This window comes from Bradyrhizobium sp. SZCCHNR1017 (assembly GCF_032381375.1).
In the GTDB taxonomy this organism is placed as follows: domain Bacteria; phylum Pseudomonadota; class Alphaproteobacteria; order Rhizobiales; family Xanthobacteraceae; genus Bradyrhizobium.
The window spans coordinates 67215-83350 of sequence record NZ_JAUHIR010000004.1 but is presented as its reverse complement, the minus strand read 5'-3'; the positions used below and the strand labels follow the sequence as shown (position 1 = coordinate 83350).

General features: G+C 66.4%; 16 protein-coding genes. 10 read left to right on the top strand and 6 right to left on the bottom strand.

Annotated elements, in window-relative coordinates:
- Position 1: 1 nt before the first annotated feature.
- From QW863_RS12585 to QW863_RS12565, 5 genes are all read left to right on the top strand, one after another.
- Positions 2 to 1192 carry a chemotaxis response regulator protein-glutamate methylesterase gene (locus QW863_RS12585; protein WP_315714015.1) on the top strand — a complete coding sequence of 397 codons (1191 nt, stop codon included), beginning with the start codon at positions 2 to 4 and terminating at the stop codon, positions 1190 to 1192.
- Positions 1189 to 2058, top strand: coding sequence for a protein-glutamate O-methyltransferase CheR (locus tag QW863_RS12580; RefSeq protein ID WP_315714016.1), 870 nt, complete (start codon positions 1189 to 1191; stop codon positions 2056 to 2058). The genes QW863_RS12585 and QW863_RS12580 overlap by 4 nt, the downstream gene beginning before the upstream one ends.
- A gap of 223 nt (positions 2059 to 2281) precedes the next feature.
- Positions 2282 to 4036, top strand: a complete 1755-nt coding sequence (gene kaiC, locus QW863_RS12575; protein WP_315714017.1) for a circadian clock protein KaiC — start codon at positions 2282 to 2284, stop codon at positions 4034 to 4036.
- Positions 4033 to 4329: a circadian clock KaiB family protein gene (locus tag QW863_RS12570; RefSeq protein WP_012046401.1), complete on the top strand. Its 297-nt coding sequence runs from the start codon at positions 4033 to 4035 to the stop codon at positions 4327 to 4329. Before kaiC ends, QW863_RS12570 begins: the two co-directional genes overlap by 4 nt.
- Before the next feature lie 11 nt (positions 4330 to 4340).
- Positions 4341 to 5828, top strand: coding sequence for an HWE histidine kinase domain-containing protein (locus QW863_RS12565; RefSeq protein WP_315714018.1), 1488 nt, complete (start codon positions 4341 to 4343; stop codon positions 5826 to 5828).
- Between the two features lie 13 nt (positions 5829 to 5841).
- Here the strand turns inward: QW863_RS12565 and QW863_RS12560 are convergent, their stop codons facing one another.
- The 6 genes from QW863_RS12560 to QW863_RS12535 form a co-directional block, all read right to left on the bottom strand.
- Positions 5842 to 6963 carry a DUF2252 family protein gene (locus QW863_RS12560; RefSeq protein ID WP_315714019.1) on the bottom strand — a complete coding sequence of 374 codons (1122 nt, stop codon included), beginning with the start codon at positions 6961 to 6963 and terminating at the stop codon, positions 5842 to 5844.
- Positions 6964 to 6999: 36 nt separating this feature from the next.
- Complete coding sequence (locus QW863_RS12555) at positions 7000 to 7392, bottom strand: hypothetical protein (RefSeq protein ID WP_315714020.1); 393 nt, start codon at positions 7390 to 7392, stop codon at positions 7000 to 7002.
- A gap of 117 nt (positions 7393 to 7509) precedes the next feature.
- Positions 7510 to 8673, bottom strand: coding sequence for a glutathionylspermidine synthase family protein (locus QW863_RS12550; RefSeq protein ID WP_315714021.1), 1164 nt, complete (start codon positions 8671 to 8673; stop codon positions 7510 to 7512).
- A gap of 339 nt (positions 8674 to 9012) precedes the next feature.
- Entirely contained in the window at positions 9013 to 9405 is a 393-nt protein-coding gene (locus tag QW863_RS12545) for a hypothetical protein (RefSeq protein WP_315767809.1), read from the bottom strand.
- A gap of 2 nt (positions 9406 to 9407) precedes the next feature.
- A complete protein-coding gene (locus QW863_RS12540; protein WP_315714024.1) occupies positions 9408 to 9812 on the bottom strand; it encodes a DUF350 domain-containing protein in 405 nt (134 codons plus the stop codon).
- Between the two features lie 69 nt (positions 9813 to 9881).
- Positions 9882 to 10637: a GntR family transcriptional regulator gene (locus QW863_RS12535; protein WP_315767808.1), complete on the bottom strand. Its 756-nt coding sequence runs from the start codon at positions 10635 to 10637 to the stop codon at positions 9882 to 9884.
- 204 nt (positions 10638 to 10841) lie between these two features.
- On the opposite strand from QW863_RS12535, the gene QW863_RS12530 reads away from it, so the two are divergent.
- From QW863_RS12530 to hydA, 5 genes are all read left to right on the top strand, one after another.
- Positions 10842 to 11843, top strand: a complete 1002-nt coding sequence (locus tag QW863_RS12530; RefSeq protein WP_315767903.1) for an ABC transporter substrate-binding protein — start codon at positions 10842 to 10844, stop codon at positions 11841 to 11843.
- Between the two features lies 1 nt (position 11844).
- On the top strand, positions 11845 to 12654 hold the full coding sequence (locus QW863_RS12525) for an ABC transporter permease (RefSeq protein WP_315767806.1): 810 nt from the start codon (positions 11845 to 11847) through the stop codon (positions 12652 to 12654).
- Positions 12655 to 12656: 2 nt separating this feature from the next.
- The gene (locus QW863_RS12520; protein ID WP_315767804.1) at positions 12657 to 13433 is read left to right on the top strand and encodes an ABC transporter ATP-binding protein; all 777 of its coding nucleotides are present in this window, start codon (positions 12657 to 12659) and stop codon (positions 13431 to 13433) included.
- A 238-nt stretch (positions 13434 to 13671) separates the two neighbouring features.
- On the top strand, positions 13672 to 14400 hold the full coding sequence (locus tag QW863_RS12515) for an aspartate/glutamate racemase family protein (protein ID WP_315767802.1): 729 nt from the start codon (positions 13672 to 13674) through the stop codon (positions 14398 to 14400).
- Entirely contained in the window at positions 14351 to 15829 is a 1479-nt protein-coding gene (gene hydA, locus QW863_RS12510) for a dihydropyrimidinase (RefSeq protein WP_315767800.1), read from the top strand. The genes QW863_RS12515 and hydA overlap by 50 nt, the downstream gene beginning before the upstream one ends.
- Positions 15830 to 16136: the final 307 nt, after the last annotated feature.

Below are 16136 nucleotides of genomic sequence, written 5' to 3'. Positions count from 1 at the left end.
TATGAGCGTCGCGTTGGCCAGTTCTTCGATCCCAAGTTCGACCAGGCAGGAACCTCTCCGCGTGATGGTCGTGGACGATTCCGTGGTCATTCGCGGCATGATCTCGCGCTGGATCGCGTCTGAGCCCGACATGGTCGTGGCGGCGTCGCTGCGCACGGGCCTCGAAGCCGTGAACCAGATCGATCGCGTCAATCCCGATGTCGCCGTGCTCGACATCGAGATGCCCGAGCTCGACGGCATCGCCGCCCTGCCGAAGCTGCTTGCCAAGAAGAAGAACCTCGCCGTCATCATGGCGTCGACGCTGACCCGCCGCAACGCGGAGATCAGCTTCAAGGCGCTGTCGCTCGGTGCGGCCGACTACATTCCGAAACCCGAGAGCACGCGCGAGGCCTCGGCGGCCGACAATTTCCACTACGATTTGATTCAGAAGATCCGCAATCTCGGCGCCAAGGCGCGCCGCGCCGCTCCCGCTCCGCATGCGCCGGCCGCATCGCCGATCGTCCCGCAAGTCCAGGGGCTCCGGCCTGCGTCAACGGCGCGGCCGATGGTCGCTCCCGTGGCGCCCGCCGCGCCGACCCAGCTGGCGCGCCGCTCCTTCAGCACGCAGATGCCGAAGGTGCTGCTGATCGGATCGTCGACCGGCGGCCCGCAGGCGCTGATGTCGCTGGTGACCGAGCTCGGTCCCGTGATCGACCGCTTTCCGGTGCTGATCACCCAGCATATGCCGCCGACCTTCACCACCATCCTCGCCGAGCATCTGGCGCGCTCGAGCCGCAGGCCGGCCCATGAGGCCGTCGACGGTGAAGTGGTGAAGCCGGGTCAGATCTACCTTGCCCCCGGCGGCCGCCACATGCGTGTGGCGCGCCATGGCGCCGATGTGGTGATCGCGCTGGACAACGGTCCTCCGGTCAATTTCTGCAAGCCCGCCGTCGATCCCTTGTTCATGTCGGCGATCGAGGTCTGGCAGGGCTCGACCCTGGCCGTGATCCTGACCGGCATGGGATCCGACGGCATGCGCGGCGGCAAGGACATCGTCGCCGCCGGCGGCAGCGTGATCGCGCAGGACGAGGCGACCAGCGTGGTCTGGGGCATGCCGGGCGCAGCAGCCAATGCCGGCATCTGCGCGGCCGTCCTTCCCTTGAATCAGATTGGACCGAAGCTGGTTCGTCTGTTTGCTGGAGACCGTTCGTGACACCCCTGGACTATGAGTTCTTGCGTAAGGTTCTGAAGGATCGCTCCGGCCTCGATCTGTCGGCCGATAAGCAGTACCTGGTCGAAAGCCGGTTGCTGCCGCTGGCCCGCCGCTCCAACCTGCCGGGAATCACGGAGCTGGTGCAGAAGATCAAGAGCGGCTCGGAGCAGCTCACGACGCAGGTGGTCGAGGCGATGACCACCAACGAGACGTTCTTCTTTCGCGACAAGATTCCGTTCGATCATCTCCGTGAGGGCATCCTGCCGGCGCTGATCCAGTCGCGCGCCAATCGTCGTTCCCTGCGCATCTGGTCGGCCGCCTGCTCGACCGGACAGGAGCCGTATTCGATCGCGATGTGCCTGCGCGAATTCGGTCCCGCTCTGGCGGGCTGGCGCATCGAGATCGTTGCCACCGACCTGTCGCAGGAGGTGCTGGAGAAATCGAAGGCCGGCCTCTACAGCCAGTTCGAGGTGCAGCGTGGATTGCCGATCCAGCTGCTGGTGAAATATTTCACGCAGCTCGGCGAACTTTGGCAGCTCAGCGCCGACATTCGCGGCATGGTCCAGCATCGCCAGCTCAATCTGCTGCAGGACTTCTCGCATCTCGGCAAGTTCGACATCATCTTCTGCCGCAACGTGCTGATTTATTTCGATCAGGAGACCAAGGCCTCGATCTTCGAGCGAATGGCCAAGGTGATGGAGCCGGACGGCACGCTGTTGCTGGGAGCCGCCGAGTCGGTCGTCGGCATCACCGACGCGTTCCGGCCCAACCAGGAGCGGCGGGGTCTGTACCAGATCAATCCGGTGCGCAGCCCGCGCGGCGGCGCGGCGCTGCTGCCCGGCCTCAAGGTGGTCGCGGCGCGCTGACGCCGGCCGGAGCCGTCTGTGACCGTGGGGCGCTTCGACCGTTCGGGCGGTCGGCCGTTCCGTCCCACGTGCGTCCGTCCCGCGCGGGCGGCCGGTCCTTTCTGCGCCCGCAGGCCTCCTTCCGAAGCAAATCTCGCCGACCCCTGGAACTTTTCGGTTCCTGACGCGTCTATTCACGCCTTGGTGTGGACTCACGCGTGTTGAATTGGTGGCGGGGGATTGGATGAAAACGAGTGTGCGTCCTCGAATCGTGACGCGGGATCTCCCTGTCATCGCCAAATCGCCGACCGGGATCGACGGCCTCGACGAGGTCACCTTCGGTGGCCTGCCGCAAGGGCGGCCGACGCTGCTGTGCGGCGCGGCCGGTTGCGGCAAGACGTTGTTTGCGATGACGTTTCTCTACAATGGCGCGGTCGCCTATGACGAGCCGGGCGTGTTCATCGCGTTCGAGGAGCAGCCCGAGGACCTGATCAAGAACGTCGGCTCGCTCAGCTACGACATCGATAGGCTGATCGAGCAGAAGAAGATCGTGGTCGACCACATCCATCTCGATCGCAACGAGATCGAGGAGGCCGGCGACTACGATCTCGACGGCCTGTTCATCCGCATCGGCTTCGCGATCGATTCGATCGGCGCCAAGCGCGTCGTGATCGATACGATCGAGACCCTGTTCGGCGGCCTCGACAACCAGGCGGTGCTGCGCTCCGAGTTGCGCCGGCTGTTCGAATGGCTGAAGAGCAAGGGCGTCACCGCCATCATCACCGGCGAGCGCGGTGACGGTACGCTGACGCGCTACGGCCTCGAGGAATACGTCGCCGACTGCGTCATCCTGCTCGACAACCGCGTGCACGATCAGCTCTCGACCCGCCGGCTGCGCGTCGTGAAGTATCGCGGCACGGCGCATGGTACCAACGAATACCCCTTCATCATCGACCAGGAAGGCATCACGGTGATGCCGATCACCTCGTCGGGGCTCGCGCATGATGCGTGGACGGAGCGGGTCTCCACCGGCATTGCCGATCTCGACGACATGCTCGAAGGCCAGGGCTACTACAAAGCGTCGAGCATCCTGATCTCGGGCATGGCCGGCTCGGGCAAGTCGACGGTGTCGGCACACTTCGCCAATTCGATCTGCAAGAGCGGACAACGCTGCATCTATTTCGCGCTGGAGGAATCCCCGCAGCAGATCATCCGCAACATGAAGTCGGTCGGTCTCGACCTGCAGCAATGGGTCGATCGCGGCCTGCTGCGGTTCTCGGCGCGGCGCCCCAATCTGTACGGACTGGAAACGCATCTCGCCGCCATGCATCGCGAGGTCAAGGAGTTCGATCCAGCCGCCGTCGTGGTCGATCCCATCTCGGCGCTCATGGGCGCCGGCATTGCCGGCGACGTGCATTCGATGACGTTGCGCCTCATCGATTTCCTGAAGGCGCGCGGCGTCACGGCGCTGTTCACCAATCTCGGCGCCGGCAGCGCGGAGACGGCGACCACGGAGATGCAGATCTCGTCGCTCACCGACACCTGGCTGCTGCTCTACAATCGCGAGAGCAACGGCGAGCACAACCGCCAGCTCTATCTGCTGAAGTCGCGCGGCATGGCGCATTCCAACCAGGTCCGCGAATTCCTGATGAGTGCCGACGGCATCTCGCTGCGCGAGGTCTATGTCGGCCCGGAGGGCGTGCTCACGGGATCGGCCAGGGTGGCGCAGGAGGCGAGAGATCGCGTCGAGCGCCTGCTGCGCATGCAGGATACGGAACGACGCACGCGCGAGATCGAACGTCGCCGTCGCGACCTCGCGGCTCAGATCGAAACGCTCAAGGCTCAGCTGGCCAACGAGGAGAGCGAGATGGAGCTCATCAATCTGGAAGGCGCTGCCCGCGAGGATCAGCGCGCAGCCGCTCGCCTCGCGCAGATCGAGAGCCGCTCGTCCAGGCCTCGTCCGAGCTCCCCAGCCAACCCGCTGACATCCAGCAAATGACGGCGGCTCCGATGGAACAGGATGGCTACAATCTCCGGCTCTATGTCGCCGGTCAGACGCCGAAATCGCTGGCGGCGCTCGCCAACCTCAAGAAGCTGTGCGAGACGCATCTGCCGGGTCGCTACACGATCGAGGTGATCGACCTGATGAAGGATCCGGCCCTCGCACAACGAGATCAGATCGTCGCAATCCCGACCTTGATCCGTCAACTGCCCGAGCCCCTCAAGCGAATCATCGGCGATCTCTCCAATGCGGAGAAGGTGCTGGTTGGTCTGGACATCGCACCGAGCTGAACGGAGGACGCGTGGCATCAACAGAGGCGATGCAGGCGGGACGGCCGCGTAACGAGGCGGAGGAGACGGTCGAGGCCATTCATCGCGGCAACGTCGATGCCGTGGTGGTGCAGGGCCCGGCCGGACCCCAGGTCATCATGCTGCAGGGCGCGGACGCGCCCTATCATGTTCTGGTCGAGCGCATGAGCGACGGCGCGCTGACGCTCGATGCCGACGGCTGCATCGTCTATGTCAATTCCAGGCTGTGCGCGCTGACCGGCCTCGGCGTACAGCAATTGGTGGGACGCAGCTTTGCCTCGCTGTTTGCGGGAGCGGTGCCCGAGCAGCGCGCCGACGATGCGGCAACCGACGCTCAACTGTGCCGCGCTGACGGCGGCCAGCTGCCGGTGTCGGTGTGGATGCGCCAGATGGCGATGGGCGGCGTGGTGGCCACGCTCGTGACGCTGACCGACATGTCGATTCAGCGGCGCGCCGAGGAGGTCGCCAATGCCGAGCGCTTTGCGCGCTCGATCCTGGAGCAGGCGACCGATGCGGTCGTGGTGCTGGCGCTCGACGGCCGGATCACCCATGCGAGCTGGGTCGCGGAGCAGCTCGCGGAACGACCGCCGGTCGGCCAGTTGTTTTCTGAGGCGTTCCCGCTCGATGGGCAGAGCGCCAGCCAGCGAGGCACGTTGACGCGCTTCTCGCGCGAGAGCCTTGATCAGGCGCTGGCGACCAAGCCCTTCCATGGCGTCGAGGTCGCCTTGCGCAACGCGCAGGCGTCGGGGCGGTCGTTCCTGCTGTCCGGCGGGCCCCTGGTGAACGATCTCAAGGAGACGGTCGGCTCGATCGTCACCCTGACCGACATCACCGAACGCAAGCGCGCGGAAGAGCAGCAGACCGTGCTGGTCGCCGAGCTCAATCACCGGGTGAAGAACATCCTGGCGATCGTGCAGTCGGTGGCGGGGCAGACCTTGCGGACCTCACCGTCGCTGCCGGCCTTCAACAAGGCGTTCTCCGGGCGCATCCAGGCGGTCTCGATCGCGCATGACATCCTGACGCAGACCCGTTGGATCGGCATCGGACTGAACGAACTGCTCACCACCGTGCTGGCGCCCTACGGCATCGGCGAAGGGCGGATCGCCATCGACGGCCCTCCGGTGCTGCTGGAGGCACGGCTGGTGCTGCCGCTTTCGATGGTGCTGCACGAGCTTGCGACCAACGCCTCCAAATATGGCGCGTTGTCCGCCTCCCACGGCCAGGTCACGATCTCCTGGCGCCTGCGCGACGATGGCCGCCGGCTGGAGCTGGTCTGGCTCGAGCGCGGCGGACCGCTGATCGAAGGCGGCGGCGGGCGCGGCTTCGGCACCACGCTGATCGACCGCGTCGTCCGCTTCGATCTCGAGGGCGAAGCCCTGCTCGACTTCGAGCCCGCGGGCATTCGGTGCTCGCTGACCTTTGCGCTGACCGCGGAGACGACCCCCGAGCATCTGCCGGCATCGGCCGTGCAGCCGGACTGATCGGATGCCCGCCTCAGCGCGCGACCGGAACGGAGCGTGCCGCCTTGCGGCGCCAGACGTCGTGGTCCCTTTCCGTCGCCTCACGCGCGGCGCGCGCTGCTCGGCGCAGCCAGCCTGAACCGCGCTGCTTCAGGTCCGCCGCGATCCCGGCGCCGGCGCGGCGGTCGGCGGCATGGATGGAGGCGAGGTCGGTGCCCATGCCGCGCAGAAGCTCCAGCTTGAGATCGGCGCCGGCTTCCTTGCCGAGATCGATCTTGCGCGAGTCCGCGGACAGGCGTCGGACCACGTAGTCCCCGTCATTGGTTCTGTGAACGTGCAGGAATGGATCGGGCGCGCGATAGGTCCCGGTCGACAGCTCGACGAATCGGTGCGGCGGCGCCGGCTTTGGCTGCATCCTGCCCTTCGTCCTGTTCTTGGCCCAGGTCCAGGCCGAAGGGACCAGCGCCTTGGCCTCGCGGACGACGCGGCCGCCGCGCCATGTCGCGACGACGACGTAGCGCGGACGTCCGCGGCTGCCGCCGCCGGCGAAGCGATGGAAGAATGCGGCATTCTTCGCTTGCTCCGGAAGGCTGGCGGTGAGCAGCTTCCGCACCGCGGATGGAATCGCATCGGCGGCCGCGAGGCCGTTGATCTCCTCCCAGAACGCGCGGCGGCAATCATCCGAGCATTTGACGTAGGGCCTGATCCAGATCTCGTGTTCGTCGAGCAGCGCCGGCCGCGGGTGTTTGAGACCGTCGCGATAGCCTTGGAGGATCGCGTCTGCGGCGTCGCGGCTGTCGATTGCCATGTCGGGCGCGAGCTCGATGCTGGTCGTGAGCCGGACCAGATCGAAGGCGTAGGGCATCCTCGCAGCCTCGTCGAAATCGTTGACGCCCCACACCCAGCGCCCGTCGGCATCACGCCACGTGCCGAAATTCTCCAGATGGATGTCGCCGACGCACAGCGCGACCGGCGCCTCGGCCAGCTCCGGGCAGATCTCCTCGATGCGCCGCGCCCAGCGATAATAGGTGGCGCGCAGCAGGGCGAACGGAGACTTTCGCATCCGCTGGTGCTTCGTGAGAAGGTCGTCCTCGACCACCTTGCATTGACTGCGAAGCCAGGCCTCGTAGGCCGCGGTATCTTCGATGATGGACACGCGATGCCTCCCGATGCGCCGGGCGTGAGCGAAGCGTTATGAGTTGCGTTGACGCCGAACGAAAGTGGCCTCGCACATCGCGCGCAGCGCGCGCTCGTCGAACGGCTTGGCGAGCCGGGCCAGGCTGCGGAACTCCGGCGGAAACAGCGTCGCATCGTCATAGCCGGAGGTGATGACGATCTTGAGCTCGCGCGCGATCAGCTGCGGCAGGACGGCGAAGATCTGCTCGCCGCGCAGGTTGACGTCGAGCAGCGCGCCGTCCAGGCCGCCTCGCTCGGCCTCGCGCAGCACGTCGCCAACGCGCGAGACGGGACCAACCACCTCGCAGCCGAATCCCTGCAACACCGTTTCCAGCTCAAGCGCGATCAGGCCCTCGTCCTCGGCGACCAGGATACGCAAGCCTTCGAGTTCGGGTTTGTCCGTCGCCATGCCTCGTCCCGGTCATGTCCCGGTCATGCGCGCCCATCGCGCAGGGAGTTCACCCTCGGTCTATCTAATCCTCTCGACCGGCGTGTCGAGGCGTTTTCGTCGGCGGTCGTTAATATCCTACAGGATTGCGTGCGGCAAAAAGCGCGAGCGGTTGCCCGTGATCGGGCTCGTGTCTTCGCGGATCGACAGGCCGCAGGGCTGATGGTCGACGAGCCAGCTGCCGATCACCGGGAACACACCGCCGAAATCCGGCAGCGGCGCCGGCGCCTGGCGGATGAAGCCTTCGGCGCCGTAGGGACCCTCCTGCGTAGAGACGGCGACGCCGTCGGACACCAGGCTGACATTGGCGCCCTCGCGCGAGTAGATCGGCTTGCGCACGAAGCTCGGGCCGAGGCCGGCGGCCTTCGGATCGTCCTCGAAATAGGCCGGCAGCAGGTTCGGATGGCCTTCGTGCATCTGCCAGAGCAGCGGCAGGATGCCCTTGTTGGACAGGATGGCCTTCCACGGCGGCTCGATCCATTGCGTCGGCGCCTGCGCGAGCTTGACGCCGAATGCATCGCGAAACATCCATTCCCAGGGATACAACTTGAAGGCGAGCGCGATGTCGCCGTCCTCGAGATCGACGAAGCCGCCGCCGGTCTCGCGCCAGCCGATGTCGGCGACGTCAAGGATGGTTGTCGACAGGCCCGCTTGGGCTGCCGTGTCGGCCAGATAGGCCAGGGTCGTGGCGTCCTCGGCGTTGGCGGTCAGCCCGGCCAGATGCACGCGGCGCCGCTTGCCGAGGGCGCGCCAGCGTTCGATCAGGCGTTCATGGATCGAGTTGTACTGGTCCGCGCGCCCCGGCAGGATGCGGCGCTCGATCGCCTGCTCGAGCCACGTCCATTGGAAGACCGCGGCCTCGAAGATCGACGTCGGCGTGTCGGCGTTGTATTCGAGCAGCTTCGCTGGCGTACGGCCGCCCTGATAGCTGAGGTCGAACCGCCCATAGAGGCTGCCGTCCCTCCGGCGCCAGCTCTCCGCCAGCAGCGGCCAGACCGCTTGCGGGATCTTCAGCCGGCGCAGCAGCGCCTCGTCGCCGACGACGCGCGCGACCAGCGCGAGGCACATCTGCTCGAGCTCGGCCGTCGGCTCCTCGATGCCGAGCTCGATCTCGGCGATCGTGAATGCGTAGTAGGCGCGCTCGTCCCAATAGCGCTCGCCGTCGAGTTCGTAGAAGTCGAATCCGCATCGTGCCGCGGTCTCGCGCCAGCCGTCACGTTCGGGACAGGGGATGCGCTGCATCGGCGTCAGCCCAAGGCAGCAGCGAACAAGCCGTGCCCGTGGCAACAGGGCACAGCACGACCGCGGCCGCCATCAATGATGCGGCCATGATCACGTCCGCGCGGTCCCGGCGCCATCCCGCGCCGGCGACCACGCGATCGCCTGCCAGCAGATTGCTGCGAGGCGGCGGCGGTCGCCGCAGCCCTCATCGTCGCCGGCACCATCAGGTGCCGACATTGCATCGGATCGCTTCCGATCAGTAGGTAGGCCAGTTTTTTATGATTTTGAGTCTGTGTCAAAGATCCGAATCCGAGATAACAGCATGAACGCGGTGTTTTCACGGCGCCGGCGCGACGAAAATCAGCCGCCGCCTCCGAAGCCGTGTCCGAACGAGCCGAAGCCGCCGCGCGAGACATGTGCGGAGGAGGCCTCGGCAACATGGCTCGAGCCGCTGCTTCTGGAATCGCTGTCGCCGCTGGAAAATCCCCAGCGGCCGGAGCCGCTGCCGCCGCCACCGCCACTCGAGCGGCGCGTCGTGCATTCGCCCGTCTGCGGCTGGCCGGCCATGGTCGGCGTCTCGGCGCCTGGCTGCGGGCAGCTCTGCGGCCGCGGCATCAGCGCATAGGCAGTGCTGCCGACGGCGAGTGTGCCCATCAAGAGCAGCGCGACATGGCCGGAGCGCTTCACCGGCGGCGTCGCGGGCGGGGGCGGCATCGGCCGGCGCTTGCCGAATTCGCGGCGTTGCTCGGCCATGGTCAGATGATCATCGAGGCGGCGTTCAGCGCGCCGGCCGAGAGCGACGCGAGACCGAGCCAGATCGCCGAAGCCAGCTCGCCGGCGACGATGCGCTGGGCGAGATCCGGCACCGGGATGCGGACGAGGTAATAGACGATCACCTGGACGATCAGCGCGACCAGCGCCCAGACCAGGCAGTCCAGCACGTTGGCGGAATGGGCGATGGCGCTGACCAGCGGCAGGGTGAAGCCGAGCAGGCTGAGGCCGAGCGCGATCGCGGCCGAGGGGTGATTGTCCCGGATCAGCTGGAATTCATTGTAGGGCGTGACGCGGGTGTAGACGAACAGGTAGGCCGTCACCGCGGCCAGCGCGGTACAGAAGTACACCAGAAAGGCCGGCAGGCCGGCGAGCGATTGCAGGATCATGATCAGGCCAAGCGTGTGGAGCTCTCATCTGTCGCGATGCCAGCATGCCCGGTTCGACGTGAACAAAGTCTATCCGCCCTTCGCCAGTTCCTGGCTGGCCTGGTCCAGCATCTGCAGCACCGAATCCCCGGTCTTGCGGGTGTGCTCGGAGAGCGCCTGCGCGAAGCCGTCGCCGTCTCGGGCCCGCAGCAACGCCATGAAGGCCTCGTGCTCCCGGATCGACTCGTCCCAGCGCCGCGCATCGTAATTGGCCACGGCGCGGGCGCGGAAGACGCTCGCGTGCAGTGTGCCCCACATGTTGAGCAGCACGGCGTTGCCGGCGAGCTTGGTGATCTCGGCATGGATCTGCTGGTTGAGCCGGAAATAGGCGGCGCGCTCGGCGGCACGATGCAGCGCCACCAGCTCGGCATGCATGGCGTCGAGCCTGGCGAGGTCGTCCGCCGTCGCACGCGCGGCCGCGGCGCGGCCCGCGGCGGCATCGAGCGACACCATCACGTCGAAGATCTCGGCGATCTCGCGGGCGTCGATCGGCGCCACCACGGGCGTGCGATGCGGCCGCAGCTCGATGAGGCCCTCGGCGGCGAGGATCTTGAAGGCCTCGCGCAGCGGCGTGCGCGACACGCCGAAAGTCTCGCATAGCATGCGCTCGGGCAAGGCAGCGCCGGCGGCGAGCTCGCCGTCCACGATCATCTCGCGCACCCTGGCGACGACCTGATCGTGCAGCGACAGCCGCTCGAGCGGCCGCTTGGAGTGGTCGGACGACAGCTTCAGCCGCGCCGGCTTGAAGCGCGTCTTCAGTCTGGGCCGGGGGGCTGGTGGGGTCATGTGGGCGCGGCTGCTCCGCTGCGAGATGCCTGAAATTCGGGCGATGCGCCCGCGGATCAGGCAGATCCTTCAAGATTGAATGGTCGTTAGATACTGACTTTATTGTATAAAAGCAATATTGCATATCGCATCCAGTTGGCATGTCGCTTGCTGATGAGAACACAAGCCATGAGAGACAAGCCCGTGGATCGACCTGCCCTGGAGATGGATGTGAAACGTTTCGTGCTGCTCATTCTCGCCCTGCTCGCGCTGCCCTCGCTCAGCTTCGCCGACGACGCGCCCAAGATCAAACTCGGCTACGCCAAATGCGCGCATTGCACGCCGATGTCGCTGACGCCGCAGTTCGCCGAAGGCGTGGCGGTCGACGCCGTCGGCTTCAACACCGGCACCGATGCGCTGACCGCGCTGGTCTCGAAGAACATCGACGTCGCGCAGGTGACCTATCTGCATTACGCCATCGCGCTCGACAAAGGCTTCGACGTGGTCGCGATCTCCGGCCAGGTCAATGGCGGCTCGGCGATCCTGCTCGGCAACGATCTCGAGGTCGCGCCGGGCGATTGGAGCGCGCTGAAGGCGCTCATCGCCAAATACAAGGCCGACGGCAAGCCGTTCCGCGTCGCCGCCTCGCGCGGCAATGCGCAGGACATCCACATGCGCGGCGCCTTCGCCAAGCAGGGCATCGACATCAACAAGGACGTGCAGTTCGTCAACATCCCCAATCCGTCCGACCATCTGCAGGCGCTGCGCCGTGGCGAGGTCGAGCTGATCTGCACCGTCGAGCCGTTCGCCACCCAGATCATGCAGGCCAAGGCGGCGAAGTTCTTCGGTTTCCCCTATGACCAGGCCGCCGGCAAGCTGACCAACCTGGTCCTCACCCGCTCCGACGTCATCGCGTCCAACCCGAAGGCGCTGGAGGGCGTGGTGCGCGCCGTCGTCAAGGTCGATGCGCACATCGCCGCCGACAAGCCGGCGCTGATCGAGGTGATCTCCAAGATCACCGGCCTCGACAAGGCGATCGCGACCGGCGCGGTCGAGAATCTCGATCCCGACCCGAAGATGTACCGCGCCTCGGCGCTCGCCATCGCCGCGATGATGCGCGACCTGAAATACATCAACTCGGACGTCACGGCCGCCGTCGAGAAGAACCTCGACTACCGCTTCCTGGAAGCGGCCACGGGCAAGCCGAAGACCGAGCTCGGCTACTGAGATGACGGCGCTCGCCCAGCTCAGGAAGCTCGACCGCTATGTCGTGCCGGTGCTCGTGCTCGCCGGCTGGGAGGCGTTCTCGCGCTCCGGCGCGCTGCCGGCAGCGCTGCTGCCGGCGCCGTCGACGGTCGTGTGGGCGTGGGCGGACTGGCTGGTCGGCACCGACGGCAACACCCAGACCTACAGCGGCCATTGGCTCGCCGACATGCTGGCGAGCCTGTCGCGCGTTGCCGCCGGTTTTGCGATTGCCACCGTGCTCGGCGTCTCGCTCGGAGTCGCCATCGGGTGGTCGCGCAAGATAGAGATCGTGATCGAGCCGACGCTTCAGATGCTGCGGCCGATCCCGCCGGTGTCGTGGATCCCGCTCGCCATCATCTGGTTCGGCATCGCCAACAAGCCGGCGATCTTCCTGGTGTTCCTCGGCGCGTTCTTTCCGATCCTGCTCAACACCATCCACGGCGTGAAGACCTGCGACCGCAATCTGATCCGCGCCGGCGCCATGGTCGGCGGCAGCGAGCGCAAGCTGCTGCGCTACATCGTCGTGCCCGCGGCGATGCCGAGCATCTTTGCAGGGCTTCGCATCGGCATCGGCTCGGCGTGGATGCTGACGGTGACGGCCGAAATGGTCGCGGTGAAGAGCGGGCTCGGCTACGTGCTGTGGGATTCCTACTACTTCCTGCGCTACGATCTGGTGCTGGCGGCGATGGCGAGTATCGGCCTGCTCGGCTTCTGCAGCGATCTCGCCATCCGCTTCGTGATGGCGCGCGTGCTGCACTGGCAGCGCAACACCACGCTTCGTGGCGGAGAATGACGATGGCCACGATCGAGATCTCCGGCGTCTCCAAGATCTTCACCGACAAGAAGCGCAACGCCGACGTCACCGCGCTCGCCGACATCAATCTGTCCATTGCCCGCAACGAGCTCGTCTGCCTGCTCGGTCCCTCCGGCTGCGGCAAGTCGACATTGCTCAACATGATTGCCGGCTTCGAGAAGCCGAGCGCCGGCAACATCACCGTCGACGGCCGGCCGGTGACTGCGCCCGGCGCCGATCGCGGCGTCGTGTTCCAGCATGCCAATCTGATGCCGTGGCTGCCGGTGTGGGAGAACGTCGCCTTCCATCTCCTGCTCGGCGGCGGGCAGAAGGCCGAGCGCCGGGCGCGGGCGCAGGTCTATATCGACATGGTCGGCCTGAGCGGCTTCGAGAACCACTATCCGTCCGAGCTGTCGGGCGGCATGAACCAGCGCGTCGGCATCGCCCGGGCGCTGCTGATGAATCCGCAGGTGATCCTGATGGACGAGCCGTTCGGCGCGCTCGACGAGCAGACCCGCATGGACATGCAGACCGAGCTGGTGCGCATCTGGCAGCAGCACCAGGGCACGATCGTGTTCGTCACCCATGGCATCGACGAGGCGCTGACCTTGGGCACGCATGTTGCGGTGATGAGCGCACGGCCGGGGCGCATCGTCGAGATCATCCCGATCGATCTGCCGCGGCCGCGTGATATCACGTCACCGCAGTTCAATGAGTTGAAGCGGCATATCCTGGCGTTGTTGCGTGGCGAGCGGGCGGAGCAGGGGGCGAGTGCATGATTGCTGCTCAATCGCGCCCGCCCAAGCGCTGCATGTTCAGGTCCAGCCCTCGCCACAACGGCAGTGCGCCCCCTCTCCCGCTTGCGGGGGAGGGCTGGGGTGGGGGCGCCGCACGGCGCGCTGCCCGAGCGGATAGAGTTCCCCCACCCGGATCGCATCTGCGATGCGATCCGGCCTCCCCCGCAAGCGGGGGAGGCTCTCCCGCTCGCCATCCGCGATCGAACGAGGTCGTTCACCCATGACCACACGCACGCTGCTCGGCATGCTCACGCCGTCGTCCAACACCGCGCTGGAGCCGATCACCTCGGCGATGGTCGCGAGCCTGCCCAACGTCTCCGCGCATTTCTCGCGCTTCAAGGTCACCGAGATCGCGCTCTCGTCCGACGCGCTCGCGCAGTTCGACATTTCCAACATCCTGCGCGCCGCCGAGCTGCTGGCGCATGCCAAGGTCGACGTCATCGGCTGGAACGGCACCTCGTCGGGCTGGCTCGGCTTCGAGGCCGACGTGAAACTGTGCGAGCATATCACCGCAGCCACCGGCATCCCTGCGACCACCTCGATGCTGGCGCTGAACGAGATCCTGGCGGCGGCGAAGGCCACCTCGCTCGGCCTCGTCACGCCCTACCGCGACGACGTCCAGGCGCGCATCATCGCCAACTACGACAAGCTCGGCATCGCCTGCCGCGGCGACCGGCACCTCAACCTGCAGGACAATTTCTCCTTCGCGGAGGTGACGCCGTCCGAGATCGAGACCATGATCCGCGAGGTCGCGCGCGAGAAGCCGGATGCGATCGCGGTGGTCTGCACCAACATGCGCGCCGCGCCGCTGGTCGCGCGGCTCGAGCTGGAGACCGGCATTCCCATTCTCGACACCATCGCCACCGTGGTATGGAAATCGCTGAGACTGGCAGGGGTCGATGTCAGCGGCGTCAGCGGGTGGGGATCGCTGTTTCAGAAATTCGCTTGAATCTGGACTAGGGAGAGCGCGTCACATGGCTGCCTTCGACACCGTCATCCGCAACGGCACCGTCGCCACCGCGAGCGATACGTTCAAGGCCGATGTCGCCATCAAGAGCGGCCGCATCGTCGCGATCGGCGAGGCCATCGCCGATGCCGACGAGATCGTCGATGCCACGGGCCTGCTGGTGCTGCCGGGCGGCATCGACAGCCATGTCCATATCAGCCAGCCCTCCGGCCCCGGCATCGTCATGGCCGACGATTTCGAGAGCGCGACGCGCGCCGCCGCCTTCGGCGGCAACACGTTCGTCATGCCCTACTGCCTGCAGGAGAAGGGCCAGCCCTTGCGATCAGCGCTGAAGGACTATCACGCGCTCGCCGACAACGCCTGCTACGTCGATCACTCCTTCCATCTCATCATCGCCGATCCCACCGACGCCGTGCTCGGCCAGGAGCTGCCGGCGCTGGTCGCCGACGGCTATTCGTCGCTGAAGATCTTCATGACCTATGAGGGGCTCGCGCTGAACGACTACGAGATCCTCGGCGTGCTGCAGGTCGCGCGCGAGCGGGGGGCCCTGGTGCAGATCCACGCCGAGAACTACGACGCGATCCGCTTCCTCACCGATCGCCTCGAGCGTGCCGGCCACATCGCGCCGTACTATCACGGCAAGTCGCGCCCGATTCCGGTCGAGCGCGAGGCAACGCATCGCGCGATCTCGCTGGCCGAGCTGATCGACGTGCCGATCGTGATCGTCCACGTCTCCAACCGCGAGGCGATGGAGGAGATCCGCCGCGCGCAGGCGCGCGGCCTGAAGATCCATGGCGAGACCTGCCCGCAATATCTGGTGCTGACGGAGGAGGACATGCAGGGCCTCAACATGGAAGGCGCCAAATATGTCTGCTCGCCGCCGCCGCGCGACAAGGCCAGCCAGGAGGCCTGCTGGGAGGGCCTGCAGCAGGGCGTGTTCTCGCTGTTCTCCAGCGACCACTGCCCGTTCCGCTACGACGACGAGGCCGGCAAGCTGACGCCGAAGGGCCGCACCAGCTTTCGCTGGGTACCGAACGGCATCCCCGGCGTGGAGACCCGGCTGCCGATCCTGTTCTCCGAAGGCGTCAGCAAGGGCCGCATCACCCTGAACCAGTTCGTCGCCTTCACCGCCACCAACCACGCCAAGACCTACGGCCTGAAGGGCAAGGGCTCCATCGCCATCGGCTACGACGCCGACATCGCGCTGTGGGACCCGGCGAAGACCGCGAAGATCAGCCAGTCCGGCCTGCACCACGGCTCCGACTACACGCCCTATGAAGGCATCGAGATCACCGGCTGGCCGGTGGCGACCATGCTGCGCGGAAAATTCGTCGTGCGCGACGGCGAGTTGATCGGCGCCAAGGGCAGTGGCCGCTACGTCACCCGCGGCAAGCCGGGCGGCCTGGCCTGAGCGGCCTGAGCGCGCTCTCTCGACGCGTCATTGCGAGCGAAGCGAAGCAATCCAGAGTCGTGAACGGGACTCTGGATTGCTTCGTCGCTGCGCTCATCGCAATGACGAGTTGGACACAGGTGCCCACCCTCCCCTGGACGGCAGGGCGATCGCATATGACGAATGCGACAATCGCGGCAGCGACGCCTGCCGGCTAGTTACTCCGTCATGCCCGGGCTTGTCCCGGGCATCCACGTTGCTCCCAGGGCGCCGGACGACGTGGATGGCCGGGACGAGCCCGGCCATGACGACGTGGAAACAGACGAGA

Excerpts from the sequence above, each read along its gene's own strand:
- QW863_RS12570 (WP_012046401.1), top strand. The coding sequence starts at position 4,033 with ATGACGGCGGCTCCGATGGAACAGGATGGCTACAATCTCCGGCTCTAT.
- kaiC (WP_315714017.1), top strand. The coding sequence starts at position 2,282 with ATGAAAACGAGTGTGCGTCCTCGAATCGTGACGCGGGATCTCCCTGTC.
- QW863_RS12525 (WP_315767806.1), top strand. The coding sequence starts at position 11,845 with ATGACGGCGCTCGCCCAGCTCAGGAAGCTCGACCGCTATGTCGTGCCG.
- QW863_RS12520 (WP_315767804.1), top strand. The coding sequence starts at position 12,657 with ATGGCCACGATCGAGATCTCCGGCGTCTCCAAGATCTTCACCGACAAG.
- QW863_RS12540 (WP_315714024.1), bottom strand. The coding sequence starts at position 9,812 with ATGATCCTGCAATCGCTCGCCGGCCTGCCGGCCTTTCTGGTGTACTTC.
- QW863_RS12545 (WP_315767809.1), bottom strand. The coding sequence starts at position 9,405 with ATGGCCGAGCAACGCCGCGAATTCGGCAAGCGCCGGCCGATGCCGCCC.
- QW863_RS12535 (WP_315767808.1), bottom strand. The coding sequence starts at position 10,637 with ATGACCCCACCAGCCCCCCGGCCCAGACTGAAGACGCGCTTCAAGCCG.
- QW863_RS12585 (WP_315714015.1), top strand. The coding sequence starts at position 2 with ATGAGCGTCGCGTTGGCCAGTTCTTCGATCCCAAGTTCGACCAGGCAG.
- QW863_RS12550 (WP_315714021.1), bottom strand. The coding sequence starts at position 8,673 with ATGCAGCGCATCCCCTGTCCCGAACGTGACGGCTGGCGCGAGACCGCG.
- hydA (WP_315767800.1), top strand. The coding sequence starts at position 14,351 with ATGTCAGCGGCGTCAGCGGGTGGGGATCGCTGTTTCAGAAATTCGCTT.
- QW863_RS12555 (WP_315714020.1), bottom strand. The coding sequence starts at position 7,392 with ATGGCGACGGACAAACCCGAACTCGAAGGCTTGCGTATCCTGGTCGCC.
- QW863_RS12515 (WP_315767802.1), top strand. The coding sequence starts at position 13,672 with ATGACCACACGCACGCTGCTCGGCATGCTCACGCCGTCGTCCAACACC.
- QW863_RS12530 (WP_315767903.1), top strand. The coding sequence starts at position 10,842 with ATGGATGTGAAACGTTTCGTGCTGCTCATTCTCGCCCTGCTCGCGCTG.